The sequence below is a fragment of the Paractinoplanes deccanensis genome (assembly GCF_016862115.1).
GTDB classification, from domain to species: Bacteria; Actinomycetota; Actinomycetes; order Mycobacteriales; family Micromonosporaceae; genus Actinoplanes; species Actinoplanes deccanensis.
On record NZ_BOMI01000175.1, the window covers coordinates 1 to 16,483 of the forward strand.

General features: G+C 73.1%; 16 protein-coding genes, 1 pseudogene and 1 riboswitch. Of the genes and pseudogenes, 14 read left to right on the top strand and 3 right to left on the bottom strand.

The window, feature by feature from the left end:
- A partial coding sequence (locus tag Ade02nite_RS41410; RefSeq protein ID WP_203776045.1) for a hypothetical protein occupies window positions 1-274 on the top strand: 274 nt, incomplete at its 5' end.
- A gap of 199 nt (window positions 275-473) precedes the next feature.
- On the opposite strand, the gene Ade02nite_RS41415 is transcribed toward Ade02nite_RS41410, so the two are convergent.
- Entirely contained in the window at window positions 474-2,822 is a 2,349-nt protein-coding gene (locus Ade02nite_RS41415; RefSeq protein WP_203776047.1) for a primosomal protein N', read from the bottom strand.
- 157 nt (window positions 2,823-2,979) lie between these two features.
- Here Ade02nite_RS41415 and Ade02nite_RS41420 point away from each other — a divergent pair, with 157 nt between their 5' ends.
- The 7 genes and pseudogenes from Ade02nite_RS41420 to Ade02nite_RS50635 all read left to right on the top strand — a co-directional run.
- A complete protein-coding gene (locus tag Ade02nite_RS41420; RefSeq protein WP_203776050.1) occupies window positions 2,980-3,822 on the top strand; it encodes an NAD-dependent epimerase/dehydratase family protein in 843 nt (280 codons plus the stop codon).
- Window positions 3,823-3,837: 15 nt separating this feature from the next.
- Window positions 3,838-5,043: a cytochrome P450 gene (locus tag Ade02nite_RS41425; RefSeq protein WP_203776052.1), complete on the top strand. Its 1,206-nt coding sequence runs from the start codon at window positions 3,838-3,840 to the stop codon at window positions 5,041-5,043.
- 37 nt (window positions 5,044-5,080) lie between these two features.
- On the top strand, window positions 5,081-5,638 hold the full coding sequence (def, locus tag Ade02nite_RS41430) for a peptide deformylase (RefSeq protein WP_203776054.1): 558 nt from the start codon (window positions 5,081-5,083) through the stop codon (window positions 5,636-5,638).
- Between the two features lie 4 nt (window positions 5,639-5,642).
- Window positions 5,643-6,569 carry a methionyl-tRNA formyltransferase gene (gene fmt / locus Ade02nite_RS41435; protein ID WP_203776056.1) on the top strand — a complete coding sequence of 309 codons (927 nt, stop codon included), beginning with the start codon at window positions 5,643-5,645 and terminating at the stop codon, window positions 6,567-6,569.
- Window positions 6,566-8,041 carry an RsmB/NOP family class I SAM-dependent RNA methyltransferase gene (locus Ade02nite_RS41440; protein WP_203776058.1) on the top strand — a complete coding sequence of 492 codons (1,476 nt, stop codon included), beginning with the start codon at window positions 6,566-6,568 and terminating at the stop codon, window positions 8,039-8,041. Before fmt ends, Ade02nite_RS41440 begins: the two co-directional genes overlap by 4 nt.
- A gap of 127 nt (window positions 8,042-8,168) precedes the next feature.
- Entirely contained in the window at window positions 8,169-8,633 is a 465-nt protein-coding gene (locus tag Ade02nite_RS41445) for an SRPBCC family protein (protein WP_203776060.1), read from the top strand.
- Between the two features lie 467 nt (window positions 8,634-9,100).
- Window positions 9,101-9,564 (top strand): annotated as a pseudogene (locus Ade02nite_RS50635) (hypothetical protein); the annotation flags it as partial.
- Here the strand turns inward: Ade02nite_RS50635 and Ade02nite_RS41450 are convergent.
- Window positions 9,561-10,421, bottom strand: a complete 861-nt coding sequence (locus tag Ade02nite_RS41450) for a septum formation family protein (RefSeq protein WP_203776062.1) — start codon at window positions 10,419-10,421, stop codon at window positions 9,561-9,563. The pseudogene Ade02nite_RS50635 and the gene Ade02nite_RS41450 overlap by 4 nt on opposite strands.
- Window positions 10,422-10,514: 93 nt before the next feature.
- Between Ade02nite_RS41450 and rpe the strand changes: the two genes are divergently transcribed.
- The 6 genes from rpe (at window position 10,515) to ribH (ending at window position 16,034) form a co-directional block, all read left to right on the top strand.
- The gene (gene rpe, locus Ade02nite_RS41455; protein WP_203776064.1) at window positions 10,515-11,183 is read left to right on the top strand and encodes a ribulose-phosphate 3-epimerase; all 669 of its coding nucleotides are present in this window, start codon (window positions 10,515-10,517) and stop codon (window positions 11,181-11,183) included.
- Window positions 11,180-12,190: a GGDEF domain-containing response regulator gene (locus tag Ade02nite_RS41460; RefSeq protein ID WP_203776066.1), complete on the top strand. Its 1,011-nt coding sequence runs from the start codon at window positions 11,180-11,182 to the stop codon at window positions 12,188-12,190. Before rpe ends, Ade02nite_RS41460 begins: the two co-directional genes overlap by 4 nt.
- 111 nt (window positions 12,191-12,301) lie before the next feature.
- Window positions 12,302-12,469: riboswitch (FMN riboswitch) on the top strand.
- Between the two features lie 129 nt (window positions 12,470-12,598).
- Window positions 12,599-13,693: a bifunctional diaminohydroxyphosphoribosylaminopyrimidine deaminase/5-amino-6-(5-phosphoribosylamino)uracil reductase RibD gene (ribD, locus tag Ade02nite_RS41465; RefSeq protein ID WP_203776068.1), complete on the top strand. Its 1,095-nt coding sequence runs from the start codon at window positions 12,599-12,601 to the stop codon at window positions 13,691-13,693.
- Window positions 13,694-13,713: 20 nt separating this feature from the next.
- Window positions 13,714-14,313: a riboflavin synthase gene (locus Ade02nite_RS41470; protein ID WP_203776070.1), complete on the top strand. Its 600-nt coding sequence runs from the start codon at window positions 13,714-13,716 to the stop codon at window positions 14,311-14,313.
- Entirely contained in the window at window positions 14,306-15,511 is a 1,206-nt protein-coding gene (locus tag Ade02nite_RS41475) for a bifunctional 3,4-dihydroxy-2-butanone-4-phosphate synthase/GTP cyclohydrolase II (RefSeq protein WP_203776072.1), read from the top strand. The genes Ade02nite_RS41470 and Ade02nite_RS41475 overlap by 8 nt, the downstream gene beginning before the upstream one ends.
- 46 nt (window positions 15,512-15,557) lie before the next feature.
- A complete protein-coding gene (gene ribH / locus Ade02nite_RS41480; RefSeq protein ID WP_203776074.1) occupies window positions 15,558-16,034 on the top strand; it encodes a 6,7-dimethyl-8-ribityllumazine synthase in 477 nt (158 codons plus the stop codon).
- Here ribH and Ade02nite_RS41485 read toward each other — a convergent pair.
- Window positions 16,031-16,417, bottom strand: a complete 387-nt coding sequence (locus tag Ade02nite_RS41485) for a hypothetical protein (RefSeq protein WP_203776076.1) — start codon at window positions 16,415-16,417, stop codon at window positions 16,031-16,033. The two genes, ribH and Ade02nite_RS41485, sit on opposite strands and share 4 nt — an antisense overlap.
- Window positions 16,418-16,483 lie beyond the last annotated feature (66 nt).

The window sequence follows — 16,483 nt, forward strand, 5'->3', positions numbered from 1 at the left end:
CAACGCCGCCGCCAACGCCGCCGCCGCCAACGCCGCCGCCAACGCCGCCGCCGCCAACGCCGCCGCCAACGCCGCCGCCGCCAACGCCGCCGCCGCCAACGCCGCCGACGCCGCCGCCGTCGACGGCAAACGCGTCTCCCGATTAGCCAGAACGAACGTTCTGTCTACGTCAAGGGCGCGTGTGTCTGTCTTTGTAAAGGGCGCGTGTGTCCGTCGACCCCAGCGACAGCGCCGGTTGCCGCGTCCGGAGCTGCTTCGGCGTCGCGGCGCTTGAGCGTCAGCGGCGGGCCTCCGGCACCAGTTCGCTGCGCCCTTTCCGCCGCTGGCTGGAACGAACGTTCTGTCTTGGGCTTTGGCGTGGTGAGGGTCAGCAACGCAAGCGAGAGCCGGGACCGAGGTCGTGCAGGCGCCGGACGCGGCGGGCTTCTGGGCGGGTCGAGGATGGCAGCGTCGGCCTCGCCCGGGAGAGCTGACTAGAACAGGGCCGTCGGGTCGACCTCGATGCGTACGGCCTGGGGGGCCTTTTTGGCGCTGCGCACGGCGGCGGCCTCGTGGAGCGAGTGGGCGAGGGCGGCCGCGTGGGAGCGGGGAACGCGCAGGAGCATGCGTTCCTGGTCGTCGGGGGCGGGGACCGGGCCCAGCAGTTCGACGTCGCCGGGGAGGCGGGCGGTCTGGAGTAGATCGTTGACGGCGTCGGTGATGCCGGTGACGCTGGCCATGCGGGCGGCGGGCGGGAAGCCGAGCTCGCGGCGTTCGGCCAGCTCGCGGGCGGCGAACCAGGCGGGGTCCCAGCGGATCAGGGCCTGCACGGTGGCGAGCGAGCCGTCGGCGACGACGATGACGCGGCCGTGGGGGGCGGGCTTGGCGAGCGCGGCGGCGTTGAGCCAGCGGCGCATGGTCTCCTCGGCGGCGCGCAGGTCGGAACGGGTCAGCAGGGCCCACGTGTCGAGCAGCAGCACGGCGCCGTAGCCGCCCTCGGCGACCGGCTCGGCGCCGGGGGTGGACACGATGACCGAGGCCTCGGCGGGGACCGTGTCGAGGACCTCGTCGCGCCCGGACGTGCGGACCGTCGCGCCGGGGAAGGCGCGTCCCAGTTCCTCGGCCGTGCGCCGGGCGCCGGTCACCGAGGCGCGCAGCCGCCGGCCTCCGCAGGTGGGGCACGCGTATGCCGCGGCGGCCCGCCCGCACCAGCGGCACATCGGGACGTCGCGGGAGCCGGACAGCTCCAGCGGGCCGGAGCAATGGGGGCAGCGCGCCGGCGTACGGCAATCGGCGCACGCGATCGACGGCAGGTAGCCCCGCCGCGGCACCTGGACCAGCACCGGAGCCCCCGCCTGCAACGCCTGCCGCGCCGCCTGCCAGGCGATGCTGGGCAGGCGCGCCGTGGCGGCGCCGGGGTCGCGGGCCAGCTGCGGATCGTCGCCGGTCGGCTGGATCGCCGGCGTCCGGGCCCGCAGCACGTCCCGGCTCGCGCTGATCTCCTTGGCCCACCCGGTCTCGAGCAGCAACTGCCCCTCACCGGTGCGCGCGAAGCCCGCCACAAGCGCCGCGCACTCCGCCAGCTGGGCCCGCGTCAGCAACACCTCGCGCGCGTGCGGGTAGGGCGCCCGCGGCTCGCCGTGCAGGTCGTCGCCGTCGTCCCAGATGACCACGAGCCCGAGCTTGGCCACCGGCGCCCACATGGCCGCGCGCGTGCCCACGACCACCGGCACCTGATGCCGGCTCGCGGCCAGGAACCGCCGGTAGCGCTCCGCCGGTCCGAGAGCCGCGTTGAGCGCCACGTGCTGCCCCGGGCCCAGCGCCCTGCCCAGCGCCCGATCGACCCGGTCGAGATCACGCGCGTCGGCCACCACGATGACCACCCCGCGCCCGCCCCGGACGGTGGCCGCCGCGGCCTCGGCGATGCGGGCGGCCCAATCTTCCCCGGGCAGCGCACCCCAGACCGCCCGCGCGCTGCGCCCCTCGGCCAGGGCTCGCAGAAAGGCGGGCCCGGCGAGATAGGCGCCCCACCCGCCCACGTCAACCGCGGAAGCCGTGCCCGATTGAGCGTCACCGGCGGCAACGCCACCTCCGCTCTCGGCCGGCCCGGCGCGGTGGCCGTCAGTTGCCTCGGCCGGGGTCTGTGCGACCGCCGGAGGCGCTGGGGCGTTTGCGGCAAGGGGCGGCGTTGGGGTGTTTGCGGCAAGGGGCGGCGTTGGGGTGTTTGCGGCAAGGGGCGGCGTTGGGGTGTTTGCGGCAGCGGGCGGCGTTGGGGTGTTCGCGGCAGCGGGCGGCGTTGGGCTGTCTGGGGCCGCGGGAGGCGCTGAGGTAGGTGGGGTGGCGGGAGGAGTCTGGGCCGCGGCGGCATCGGTGGCCGAGGGGACCGCTTCCGAGCCCAGGGGAGCGTCGGTAGCGGCGCTGGAGTCGGGGGCGGCCGGCGTGGCGGGCGCCTTGGGGGACTGGGACTCGACGCGGGCGTGGCGTGGCGGGACGGCCAGGCGCAGCACGTCGCAGAGGTTGCCGGCGTAGCGGTCGGCGACGGCTCGGGCCAGGCGGGCGATCTCGGGGTCGAGGACCTGCTCGGGGGAGACCACCTTGTCGAGGTAGGCCAGCTTGCCGCCGTGCGGTGAGGACTCGGCGCGCTCCAGCAGGAAGCCGCTCACCAGCTGGCCGGCGAAGCGGACCTTGACGCGCACGCCGGGGCGGGCGGCCTCGTCTTCGGCGGCGGGGACCAGGTAGTCGAAGGGGCGGTCGAGGTGGGGCAGGGGCACGTCGACGCAGACGCGGGCCACCGGCAGGGTCTCTGCCGGTGTGCGGTCTGCGCGGGTGCCCTTGGTCGCCATCGCAGCCATTCTGCCCGGACCCTCTGACAATTCCGCGGGCCGCGCGGGGCGCCGGCCGGGGCGATCCAGGTCACATCAGCGGATCGGCAATCCGAACGGATGAAAAATCCGCTACCGTGAAGCAGCGGATAAGTCATCCGCTTGAAGGGGGTCGATCGTGGAGATCTTTCTGACCGGTGGCAGTGGGTACGTCGGCGGCGTGGTCCTGGAGCACCTGCGCGCGGCGGGCCACCGGGTGCGGGCGCTGGCCCGGTCCGAGCGGGCGGCCGAGCAGGTAGCCGGCCGAGGTGCCGAGCCGGTGCGAGGCGCCCTGGGCGACCTCGGCGTGCTGCGCGCCGAGGCCGAGCGCGCTGACGCCGTCGTGCACACCGCCGTCGACTACGCGGACCCGGCCATGGCGGAGGTGGAGGGGCCGGCGCTCGAGGCCATGCTCGTCGGCAAGCCGTTCGTCTACACCAGCACCGGCCTGGTCTACGGCCCGGGTCAGCGCGGCGAGGACGCGCCGGTCGACCCGGGCACCGCGGCGCAACCGCACAAGGTGCTCGGCGAGCGGGCCGTGCTGGCGGCGGGCGGTACGGTGCTGCGGGCCCCGCTCGTGCACGGGCGCGGCGGCTCGGGGCTGCTGCTCGGCTTGCTCGCGTTCGGCCGTGCCCAGAAGGTCGTGCCCTATCTCGGCGACGGCGAGCAGACCTGGTCGGCGGTGCACGTCGACGATCTGGCCGACCTCTTCGTGCTCGCGCTGGAGAAGCCGCAGCCGGGCCGGATCTTCAACGCGGCCTCGGGTGACACGTTCCGGATCGGGCAGTTGGCGCGCGTGATCGCCGAGCGCGCGGGCGGCGACGCGGTGTCGCTGAGCCCGGAGCAGGCGCCGCCCCAGCTGGGCGTTCTCGCGCGCGACGGCGGCATGGACGGCAGCCTGGCGCGCGAGACGTTCGGCTGGGCCCCGAGCCGGCCGGCCCTGCTCGACGATGTGCGCGGGCCCGCGTACGACGCCGCCTGACGCACAATGTCCATCATGGATGCCGCCGAAGCCGTGCAGACCCTGCTGTCGCCGAGTGCCACCCACGACCCGGTGCCCGCCTACGCGGCGCTGCGGAAGCACGGGCCGGTGCTGCCCGTGGCCGACGGCTACTACTTCGTCTCCGGCTACGCGGCTGTCGACGGCATCCTGCGGGACCCGGCGATGGAGACGTACGACATCAAGCGTCTCGACGTCCGCTGGGACGACTGGCGGGACAACAAGGCGCTGGAGCTCTTCGCCGACTCGATGCTGCGGTCCAACCCGCCGGACCACACCCGCATGCGCCGGCTCGCCGCCGGGGTCTTCACCGCGCGGCGGACCGGCGCGCTGCGGTCCGTGATCGAGGCGCAGGTCGGTGAGGCGCTCGACCGGCTCGACGGCGAGGCCGACCTGATGTCGAGCCTCGCCTACCCGCTGCCGATCGGGGTGATCACCGCCCTGCTCGGGGTGCCGGCCGCCGACCGGGGGCGGTTCCGCAGGCTGGCCGAGGCGCTCACCGCCGTGCTCGAGGTGCGCTGGACCGAGCGGGACGAGGCCCGCGCGCACGAGGCCGCGATCGAGCTCGAGGACTACTTCGTCCACCTGATCGCCCGGAAGCAGGCCGAGCCCGCCGACGACCTCGTCTCGGCGCTGACCCGCGACGGCGAGAAGCTGACCGGGCGCGAACTGCTCGGCAACCTCATGCTGCTGCTCGTGGCGGGGTTCGAGACCACCACCAACCTGCTCGGCAACGGCGTGGTGCTGCTGCTCGACCACCCCGCGTACGCCGAGCGGCTCCGCGCCGATCCGGGGCTCGCTCCGGCGTACGTGGAAGAGATCTTGCGGTTCGACTCGCCGGTGCAGCTCACCGAGCGCTTCGCCGCGCGGCCCACCCGGATGCACGGGATCGAGCTGCCCGCCGAGGCCGAGCTGGTGCTGCTGCTCGGGGCGGCCAACCGTGATCCGGATCGCTTCGAGCGGGCCGGCGACTTCTGGCCCGAGCGGCCCGGCAACACGCCGCTGTCGTTCGGGGCGGGGGCGCACTACTGCCTCGGCGCGCCGCTCGCGCGGCTGGAGGCCCAGATCGCGCTGCCCGCGCTCCTGCGCCGCTTCCCGGAGATGCGGCTCACGCGCCGGCCGGTGCGCCGGCCGCGGATGAATCTGCGCGGCTGGGAGACGCTGCCGGTGACGCTCGGCACGCCGCGGGACTCCGTAGACTAGTCGGGGTGTTCGCCCTTGACGTCAGGAGCCTTGTCGCGTGACCGTCCAGCCCATCCGTCTGTTCGGCGATCCGGTGCTCCGGACGCCGGCCGATCCCGTCGCCGACTTCGACAAAGAGTTGCGCAAGCTGGTCAAGGACCTGACCGAGACCATGCAGGACGAGGGCGGCGCCGGCCTGGCCGCCCCGCAGCTCGGTGTCGGCCTGCGCGTGTTCGCGTTCGACGTGGATGACGTGGTCGGGCACATCGTCAACCCGGTGCTGTCGTTCCCCGACGACGAGGAGCAGGACGGCCCCGAGGGCTGCCTGAGCATTCCGGGCGTCTACATCGACACCAAGCGCCGGCAGCACGTCGTGGCGTCCGGCTTCAACCAGCACGGCGACCCGATCCAGCTGGTCGGCACCGGCCTGATGGCCCGCTGCGTGCAGCACGAGACCGACCACCTCGACGGGGTGCTGTTCATCGACCGGCTCGACGCCGCCGCCCGCAAGGACGCGATGAAGCAGATCCGCTCCGCGGAGTGGTACGACGCCGGCAAGCCCCCGACGATCAAGGAGAGCCCGCACGGCCGGGGCATCTTCGGCCTGGGGCGGTGACCGGGTGCGCCTGATCTTCGCGGGCACGCCCGCCGTCACCCTGCCCAGCCTCGACGCGCTCGCCGCGTCCCGGCACGAGCTGGTCGCCGTGGTCACCCGGCCCGACGCCCCCGCCGGGCGCGGCCGCCGCCTGGTGCGCTCGCCCGCCGGCGCCTGGGCCGACGAGCGCGGCATCGAGGTGCTCACCCCCGAGAAGCCGCGCGAGCCCGAGTTCCAGGAGCGGCTGCGGCAGCTCGCCCCCGATTGCGTGCCGGTCGTGGCGTACGGCGCGCTGGTGCCCCCGAGCGCCCTGGAGATCCCGAAGCACGGGTGGGTGAACCTGCACTTCTCGCTGCTGCCCGCCTGGCGCGGCGCCGCCCCGGTGCAGCACGCGGTGCTGCACGGTGACGAGGTGACCGGCGCGAGCGTGTTCGAGCTGGAGGCCGGCCTCGACACCGGCCCCGTCTACGGCACGCTGACCGAGGACATCCGCCCCACCGACACCTCCGGCGACCTGCTCGAGCGGCTCGCCACCGAGGGCGCCGGCCTGCTGGTGGCGGTGCTCGACGCGATCGAGGCCGGCACGGCCCGGGCCCACCCGCAGCCCGCCGACGGTGTCACGTTCGCCCCCAAGCTCACCGTCGACGACGCGCGCGTGCGCTGGGGCGACCCGGCGTTCGCCGTCGACCGGCGCATCCGGGCCTGCACGCCGGCGCCGGGCGCGTGGACGACCCTGCGCGACGACCGGCTCAAGCTCGGCCCGGTGCGCCCGGTGGCGAACGCCCCGCAGCTGGCGCCCGGTGACCTGCTCGTCGAGCGCACCCAGGTGCTCGTGGGCACGGCCACCACGCCGGTCGCGCTGGGCGAGGTGCGCGCCGCGGGCAAGAAGCCCATGCCGGCCACCGACTGGGCACGAGGGCTGCGGATCCAGCCGGGGGAGAAGCTTCAGTGAGCGAGCACAAGGCAAATCGGCCGCACGGCTCGGGACGTCCCCGTCGCGGTGGCGGCGGTCCGGGCTACGACCGTGACTCCCGCACGGGCAGGGCGCCGCGCGGGGGCCGTCCGCCGTCCGATCCGGCGCGCCAGGCCGCGTACGAGGCGATCGCCGCCGTGCACCGCGACGACGCGTACGCCAACCTGGTCCTGCCCGAGATCCTGCGGGGCATGGGGCTCGACGGGCGCGACGCGGCGTTCGCGACCGAGCTCACCTACGGCACCCTGCGCACGCTCGGCACGCTCGACCTGATCGTCGCCTCGGCGGCCGGCCGCGACGTGGCCCGCATCGACCCGCCGGCCCGCGACGCGCTGCGGCTCGGCGCCTACCAGCTGCTGCACACCCGGGTGCCGGCGCACGCCGCGGTGAACCAGACCGTCGACCTGGTGCGCTCGGTCGCCCCGGGCGCGGCCGGGTTCGCGAACGCGGTGATGCGCACCATCTCCGAGACGCCGCTGGAGACGTGGCTCGAACGGCTCGCCCCCTCGTACGAACAGGATCCGATCGGCAACCTCGCGGTGATGCACAACCACCCGCAGTGGATCGTGCGGGCCTTCGAGGAGTCGCTCGGCGGCGACCTGGCCGACACGGCCCGCCTGCTCATAGAGGACAACCAGCCGCCGGTGGTGCACCTGTGCGCCCGTCCCGGCCGGGCCGACGCGGTCGAGCTGGCCGACGAGGTGGGCGGCGTCCCCGGGGCCTTCTCGCCGTACGCGGTCTATCTCAACGGCGGCTCCCCGCGCGAGCTGGCGGCCATCGGCGACGGCCGCGCCCACGTGCAGGACGAGGGCTCCCAGCTGGTCGCGGCGGCGCTGCTGGCCGCGCCGATCGAGGGCCGCGACACCCGCTGGCTCGACCTGTGCGCCGGCCCGGGCGGCAAGACCGGCCTGATCGGCGCGATCGCGGCGGCCCGCGGCGCCGAGGTGACAGCGGTCGAGGTGGCCGAGCACCGGGCGCGCCTGGTCGAGCGGGCCACCGAGGGCATGCCGGTCACGGTGCTGCCGATGGACGGCCGCTCGGTGGGCCGCGACCCCGACCTGCCCGAGGAGTCGTTCGACCGGGTGCTGGTCGACGCGCCGTGCACCGGCCTGGGTTCGCTGCGCCGCCGCCCCGAGTCGCGCTGGCGCCGCCAGCCCGCCGACCTGCCCCCGCTCACCAAGCTCCAGCGCGAGCTGCTGGTCGCGGCGCTGCGCGCGGTGCGCCCCGGCGGCGTGGTGGCCTACGTGACGTGCTCCCCTCACATGGTGGAGACGCAGGTCACGGTCACCGAGGGCTCGCGCCGCAGCGGCGTCGAGGTCGACTTCATCGACGCCCGCCCCCTGCTCCCACCCGGCATGCCGGGCCTCGGCAGCGGCCCCACCGTCCAGCTCTGGCCGCACAAACACGGCACCGACGCGATGTTCCTGGCCGTCCTGCGCCGCACCGCATAAAGACCAGGCGGAAGTACGCCTTTCCCCCTGCACCAACCGCAGGAGCGAGCCCACGATGCACCCCGCGACCTCTCTGCCACGAGAGGCCGCGGGGCGCCTTTCGCGCGACGTCGTGGTTTCCTGGGGCATGCCCAGAACAGACACGGCCTCCCGGGTCATCGCGGCTGCGCCCGACCGGGTGTTCGCGGCCCTCGTCGATCCCGACGCGCTCACGGCCTGGCTCCCGCCCGACGGCATGACCGCCCGGTTCGAGCGCTTCGACGCCCGCCCCGGCGGCTCGTACCGGCTGGTCCTGACCTACGCCGACGCCTCGGCAGCCCCCGGCAAGACCACCGCCGGCTCCGACGTGGTCGAGGCCCGTTTCGTCGACATCGTCCCCGGCGAGCGCGTGGTGCAGGCCGTCGACTTCGTCTCCGACGACCCGGCCCACGCCGGCACCATGACGATGACCTGGCAGGTCACCGCCGTGCCGGACGGCACCCGCGTGGACATCCGAGCCGACGACGTCCCCACCGGCATCTCCGCCGCCGACCACGCCACCGGCATGGCCTCGTCCCTGGCCAACCTGGCCGCCCACCTGGAACCACGCTAGTGCGTCATCGTGCGTGCGCATCAGCTGCTCGGGACCAACCCGTCGACGTTGCGCAACGGGATCCGCCGGGAGTTCGGCGAGGGAGTCACCCTGGCGACGTGCTACGCCCACGCCGCCGCCGGGTTCGGCCCCACCGACGCCGAGGTTTGGCGAGCCGATGCGGCGAATCGGCTGCACGATTTGTGGACGGCTGATGAGCGCCGCGCTCGACCGGGCGCTGTTCACTCGGCGCCGCAGCAGATCCAGGTGATTCACGTCCGCAAGATTGCCGCGGTGGTCTCTGAGCGCAGCGACCAGAAAGCCAACCGAGCCGACAAGAGAGCAGCCGACCTTCGACGCCGGCCGTTACCGCGACCGCAACAACGTCGAACGCGGCTTCAATCGGCGCAGCATGGGCGACGCCGTTCAGTCAGGCCCGCCGGTCGATGTCCGGCCCGCGGGCTCGGCAGGTGGAGTCCGAGCGCTGGCAGCCGGGCAGCGGTTCGAGCCGCATCGGCCGGCTGCTGCAAACCCCGAAAGCCTGGACCACCGCCCGCCTCTGGCGGGCCCTCGGCCGCCCCAAGATCAGCCTCTCCACCCTGCGCCGGCGCATCCGCGAACACGCCCGCTGGTCCCGGCCCCGCCTGATCGCCAAAAGCGACCCCGACCACGACCAGATCTGCGCCGGCATCCGCGCCCAGCTCACCGCCCTACCAGCCGGATCAGTCGTGCTCGCCGAAGACGAAACCCACCTCGACCTACTCGCCCGGATCCGCTCCTGCTGGATGCCACACGGGATCCGCCACCGGATCATGACACCCGGCACAAACGTGCCGACCGGGTCCGGCAAACCCACACCTTCTTCCAAGACCGCACCAACACCCAAAACCTCACCACCGCCGCGCCCTGGCTCCCACCCGGTTACAGACAAGACTTCTGGCCAGGCGCTTAGCGGTAGACGTAGTGGATTTTCAGCTTCTTGGTGCCGGCGTTGCGGTAGGTGCCGGTCATCGGCTCGCCGTTGAGCCACAGGAAGCAGCGCACGGCCCGGTCGCCGAGCCGCCACGAGTCCTTGTCGGGCGGGAAGCCGAGCCAGCCGACCCGGTTCTTGATCGTGCTGTCGTTCGGGATGCCGGCGAACTTCGCGATCGCGGCGTTGCAGCCCTTCTCCATCTCGGCGGCCGTGATGGCCGACGAGGTGGCGCGCTTGCTGACGAACAGGCCGGCGAACTCCGACGTGTGCTTCTGGGCGCAGCTCATCGCGCGCAGGCCGGTCACCTGGTCGCCCGCGACGGTCGCGTTGGCGCAGGTCATCTTGAGCTTGCCGGCGCCCGCGAGGCCGCCGCGGACGCTGCCGGTGCGGCGCACCAGCGTGCCGTCGGAGGGTGCCGTCTCGGCCACGTCGCAGCGCACCCAGCGGGCGCCGCCCGCCCACGCCTTGTCGCTGGGCAGCACGGGCTGGAGGATCAGCCAGCCGGTGCGCCAGTCGCCGCCGACGAACGTGGTGGCCCGGGCCGAGCACTCCTGGAAGGCTCGGGCGGCCCGCGCGGCGGCCGTGACCTCGCCCAGGTCGGCCACCGCGAAGGTCTCGGCCAGGTGGGGCTCGGTGCAGGGGACGGCGTCGTCGTCCTCGATCGTCGCCGTCTCGACCAGGTCGGCGTGGCAGCCGGCGGTGGGGCGGAACTGGAGGGCGGCGGGCGGTGTGCGCCACCCGTCGGTCAGGTCGCCGTCCACACCCGCGGGCAGCTCGCTGCACCCGGCCACGGCGACCATCAGGGCGCCGGCCACAGCGGCCGCCCACCTACGCATCGTCGTTCCCCCGATCGGCGAATCAAGAGGGGTCACTCTATCGGTTGTCCACAGGCCGTGAAGAGGGGCTGCCGAAGGCCCTACACTTCAGCCGTGACACCATCGCCGATCATCGCCCCGAGCATTCTGGCCGCCGACTTCGCCCATCTCGCCGACGAGGTGCGCGCGATCGAGGGTGCCGCCGACTGGGTGCACGTGGATGTCATGGACAACCACTTCGTGCCCAACCTGACGATCGGGCTCCCGGTGGTGCAGAGTCTGCGCAAGGCCACGTCCCTCCCGTTCGACGTGCACCTGATGATCACCGATCCCGAGCGCTGGGCGCCGGGCTACGCCGAGGCCGGTGCCTACAACGTCACGTTCCACGCCGAGGCCTGCGAGGACCCGGTGCACCTGGCCAAGACGCTGCGCGCGGCCGGCGCCAAGGCGGGGCTCGCGATCGACCGGGACACCCCCGTCGAGCCCTATCTCGAGCTGCTTCCCTACGTCGACACCGTGCTGATCATGACGATCAAGGCGGGCTTCGGCGGCCAGAGGTTCCTGCCCGAGATGCTCGACAAGGTGCGCGACGTGCGCCGCCGCATCACGGCGAAGGACCTTTCGGTGCGCCTCGAGGTCGACGGCGGCATCGCGGCCGACACGATCGCCCGGGCGGCCGAGGCGGGCGCCGACGCGTTCGTGGCCGGCACGGCGGTCTACGGCGCCGAGGACCCGGCCGAGGCGATCCGCAAGCTCCGCTCCCTCGCGGAAGGAGTCTCATGAGCACTGGGGTCATCCCCGACAAGCCCGACGAGCTCGGTCGTGAGCCCGATGACCGGCCCGACCTCATCCTGGTGGTCGACGACGACCAGGACATCGCCAGCTTCGTGGAGTTCAACCTCAAGGTCCACGGGTACGACGTGGTCCGCGCCCGCGACGGGCAGGACGCGCTCGAGGTGATGGAGACCAAGCGGCCCGACCTGGCCGTGGTCGACTGGATGATGCCGCGCATGGACGGTGTCGAGCTGACCCGCCGGCTGCGCGCCGAGCCGCTCACCTCCGCCCTCCCGGTCATCATGCTGACCGCCAAGAGCATGACCGTCGACAAGGTGGTGGGCCTCACCGCCGGCGTCGACGACTACCTGGTCAAGCCGTTCGACACCGCCGAGCTGATCGCGCGCGTCTCCTCCACGCTGCGGCGCAACAAGGAGTTCCGTGAGGTCTCCCCGCTGACCGGCCTGCCCGGCAACGCCCGGGTCCGCCGCGAGATCGCCGACCGGATGAAGGCCGGCGGCGAGTACTCGGTCGGCTACATCGACATCGACCGCTTCAAGAGCGTCAACGACGTGTACGGCTTCGACCGCGGCGACGAGTTCATCACCGAGCTGGCCCGCAGCCTGCACCGCGCCGTGATCGCCGTCGGCCCGCCCTCGATCTTCCTGGGCCACATCGGCGGCGACGACTTCGTCTTCATCTGCACGCCCGACCAGGTGCTGCCGCTCACCAAGCGCACGGTCACCGACTTCGAGCAGTCCGCCGACCAGCTCTACGATCCGGGCGACGCCCAGCGCGGCTACATCGAGGTCCCCGACCGCCGGGGCAACAAGAACCGCGCCGCCCTGGTGACGCTCTCGATCGGGGTGGCGCAGGCGACCGTCGACGGCCGCCGGTTCACCGATCCCCGGGTGGTGATCGCGGTGGCGTCCGAGATGAAAAAGGTGGCGAAGTCCCAGCCCGGGTCCTACGTGGCGATCGACCGGCGCCGCGCGGAGGGCGCCGACGAGGTGTAAGGGGCGGCCGTCATAGGTTCGCAACATCTTCGTCAAGCTGAGGTCATGTGAGATGTCTCGCGCGGGGATGGCAAAAACGATCGCGCGTGCAAAACTCGGGAGTGACCCACCACGCGCTGGCGGGACTCGGTGAAATTCCGAACCGGCGGTGATCCGGCCTTTGGCCGGTAAGCCCGCGACCCGGACGTCGACACGACGGACGGTGGACCTGGTGAAAATCCGGGGCCGACGGTTGATCAGGCAGGCCTGGTCAGACAGTCCGGATGGGAGACAGCGCGCGGGATCGGACCCTGGGCTTCTTCGGGCGCCCACGGCCGGGGTGCGCGAAGCGTACCCTCGTGTCCGATTCTCGGCGTTTTCTCCCTCTTCTTCCAGCGCTGGTCCGTAGCGCGCGAGAGGGAGACGCGGATGGTGACCGAGGACGAGGCGATGCGCCGCGCGATCGCGCTGGCCGCCCGGGGCCTCGGGACGACCAGTCCCAATCCGGTGGTCGGCTGCGTCCTGCTCGACGCCGACGGCGAGATCGTCGGCGAGGGCTTCCACGCGTACGCCGGCGGGCCGCACGCCGAGATCGTGGCGCTCGCCCAGGCCGGCGAGCGCGCCAAGGGCGGCACGGCGGTCGTCACTCTGGAACCCTGCAATCACACCGGGCGCACCGGGCCGTGCAGCCAGGCGCTGATCGGCGCCGGCGTGCGCCGGGTGGTCATCGCCGTCGACGATCCCACGCCGGTCGCGGCCGGCGGCGCGGTCACGCTGCGCGCCGCGGGCCTGCACGTCGAGACGGGGGTGCGCCGGCAGGAGGCCACCCAGGGCAACATCGCCTGGCTGACCGCGGTGCGGCGCGGCCGGCCGTACGTGACCTGGAAGTTCGCCGCCACCCTCGACGGGCGCTCGGCGGCCGAGGACGGCACCAGCCAGTGGATCACCTCGCAGCCGGCCCGCACCGATGTGCACGCGCTGCGCGCCACCGTCGACGCGATCGTCGCCGGGGTGGGCACGGTCCTCGCCGACGACCCGCAGCTCACCGTGCGCGACCTGCGCGACGGCACCCTCGCGATCAAGCAGCCGCTGCGGGTGATCGTCGACTCGCACGGGCGTACCCCCGAGACGGCGCGGGTCAACGACGCTGCCGCGCCCACCTGGATCGTCACGAGCCGCGAGGTCGGCGCCGGCCCGGACGGCCGCGTCGACCTCAGCGCCCTGCTCGCCGCGCTCTTCGGCCGGGGCGTCCGGTCGGTGCTGCTGGAGGGCGGGCCGACGCTGGCCGGCGCGTTCCTCGCCGCCGGGCTGGTCGACCAGGTGGTCGGCTACGTCGCGCCCAAGCTGCTCGGCGCGGGCAAGGCGGCGCTGGTCGGCGCGGGCGTCGCCACCATCGGCGACGCGATCGAGCTGGACCTCACCGACATCGCGCAGATCGGCCCCGACCTGCGCTTCACGGCATCGCTGAAGCAGAAGCCATCCGATGAGAGCCCCTCCGGCCACCCCACCAACCACCCTTATTGAGACTGAAGGCGGTACTGCTCATGTTCACCGGCATCGTCGAGGAATTGGGTGAGGTCGTCGGCCTCACGGAGACCGGCGGCGACTCGGCAGTGCTCGCCGTGCGCGGGCCGCTGGTCACGTCGGACGCGCGGCACGGCGACTCGATCTCGGTCAACGGGGTCTGCCTGACCGTCATCGACAACGTCGACGGCGTCTTCACCGCCGACGTGATGGGCGAGACGCTGCGCCGCTCGTCGCTGGGCGCGCTCGAGGAGGGCAGCCCGGTCAACCTGGAGCGGGCCGCCGCGCTCGGCAGCCGCCTCGGCGGCCACCTGGTGCAGGGCCACGTCGACGGGGTCGCGCGGATCATCGCGCGGGAGCCGGCCGCCGACTGGGAGGTGGTGCGCTTCTCGCTCCCCGCCGACCTGGCGAGGTACGTGGTGGAGAAGGGCTCGATCACCGTCGACGGCGTCTCGCTGACCGTCATGGCAGTGGACGGCGAGACGTTCAGCGTCGGGCTGATCCCGACCACCTCGAAGCTGACCGTGCTGGGCACCAAGGACGCCGGCGACCCGGTCAACCTCGAGGTCGACGTGATCGCGAAGTACGTGGAGAAGATGATCGGGAGCCGCAATGTTTGAGAGCATCGAGCGCGCGATCAAGGACATCGCCGCCGGCAAGGCCGTCATCGTGGTCGACGACGAGGACCGCGAGAACGAGGGCGATCTGATCTTCGCGGCCGAGAAGGCCACCCCCGAGCTGGTCGCCTTCATGGTGCGCTACACCTCGGGCTACATCTGCGTGCCGATCCCCGAGGACGAGGCCGACCGGCTCGACCTGCCGCCCATGTTCCACACCAACCAGGACGCGCGCGGCACGGCGTACGCGGTCACGGTCGACGCCCGCGAGGGCGTCTCCACCGGCATCTCGGCCGCCGACCGGGCACACACGATCCGGCTGCTCGCCTCGGCCGAGACCCAGCCCTCCGACCTGTCCCGCCCCGGGCACGTGGTGCCGCTGCGCGCCCGCAAGGGTGGCGTGCTGCGCCGGCCCGGGCACACCGAGGCGTCGATCGACCTGGCCGAGATGGCCGGGCTGCGGCCCGCCGGCGTGCTCTGCGAGATGGTAAACGACGACGGCACGATGCAGCGCCGCCCCGACCTGGAGCGCTTCGCCGAGGAGCACGACCTCGCGCTGATCACGATCGCCGACCTGGTGGCGTACCGGCGGCACCGCGAGACCCAGGTGGAGCGGGTCGTCGAGACCCGGCTGCCGACCGAGCACGGCGACTTCACCGCTGTCGGCTACCGCGCGGGGGTGGACGGTGGCGAGCACGTGGCCCTCGTCTACGGCGAGATCGGCGACGGCGAGGACGTGCTGGTGCGGGTGCACAGCGAGTGCCTGACCGGCGACGTCTTCGGCTCGAAGCGCTGCGACTGCGGCCCACAGCTCGACGCGGCCCTCGCGCGGGTGGCCGAGGCGGGGCGCGGGGTCGTGCTCTACATGCGCGGCCACGAGGGCCGCGGGATCGGGCTGTTGCACAAGCTTCAGGCGTACCAGCTGCAGGATCGTGGCCTGGACACCGTGGACGCCAACCTCGAGCTGGGGCTGCCCGCCGACGCCCGCGACTACGGCACCGGGGCGCAGATCCTGTACGACCTGGGCGTGCGCTCGATGCGGCTGCTCACCAACAACCCGGCCAAGCGGGCCGGGCTCGAGGGGTACGGCCTGACGATCACTGGGCGCGAGGCGCTGCCCGTGCGGCTGCACCCGGAGAACGTGCACTACCTGCGCACGAAGCGGGACCGCATGGGGCACCTGTTCGAGGCGTTGGGCTGACTGCTCTCTGTTTCGGCGCGATACTTCTAGACAAAGGGGGACTTACATGGCCGGCTTCGGTGATCCGCATCTGCAGACCGTCGACGCGAAGGGGCTGCGCCTCGGCATCGTCGGCTCCCGCTGGCACGCCGACCTGATCGATCACATGATCGAGCGGGCCAAGGCGGCCGCGGAGGCGTGCGGCGTCGACGAGGTGGCCGTGCACCGCGTGGCGGGCGCGGTCGAGCTGCCGATCGTCGCCCAGGCGATGGCGCGCAAGTACGACGCGGTGGTGGCGCTCGGCGTCGTCATCAAGGGCGAGACCGACCACTTCAAGTACGTCAACGACTCGGTGACCGCCGGCCTCACCCGCGTGGCACTCGACGAGGGCGTCCCGGTGGGCCACGGCGTCCTCACCGTCCAGAGCCTCGGGCAGGCCCGCGACCGGGCCGGCCTCGAGGACTCGGTGGAGGACAAGGGCTGGGCCACCGCCGTGGCGGTGCTCGACGCCGCGCTGGTGGTGCGCGAGCTCTCGAAGCCCTAGGGCAGCTTGGTGATGCGGGTGGTCCCGTTGAGCGGGGTGCTGAAGCATTCCGTCTCATCGCAGGCGACCACCTGCATCGCCAGGGTCGCCTTGCCGCGTTCGAAGGGTGCGCCGGTGACGGTCGCCGTGACCCGCTGGGTGTAGAGCAGGGCGCTCCCCACACAGGCCAGGTCGGTGACGGCGGTGCCGTGGGCCTGGAGGCCGTCGTCGCGGGCCTGGGCGACGCTGACGGTGACCGTGCCGGTGAAGCCGGCCGGGCACGAGACGCCGAAGGCCACGTCGACGGCGGCGCCGCGCGCGGCGATGGTGGTCCACAGGACGTCGATCGTGGCCGTGGGCGGAGCCAAGAGCAGAGCGGCTGTGGCGAGCGCGGCGCCGATCATCGGGTGATCCTGATGGTCTCGTCGAACGGGACGACCTCGCAGCCCGCGGCCTCGCAGACGGTGCGG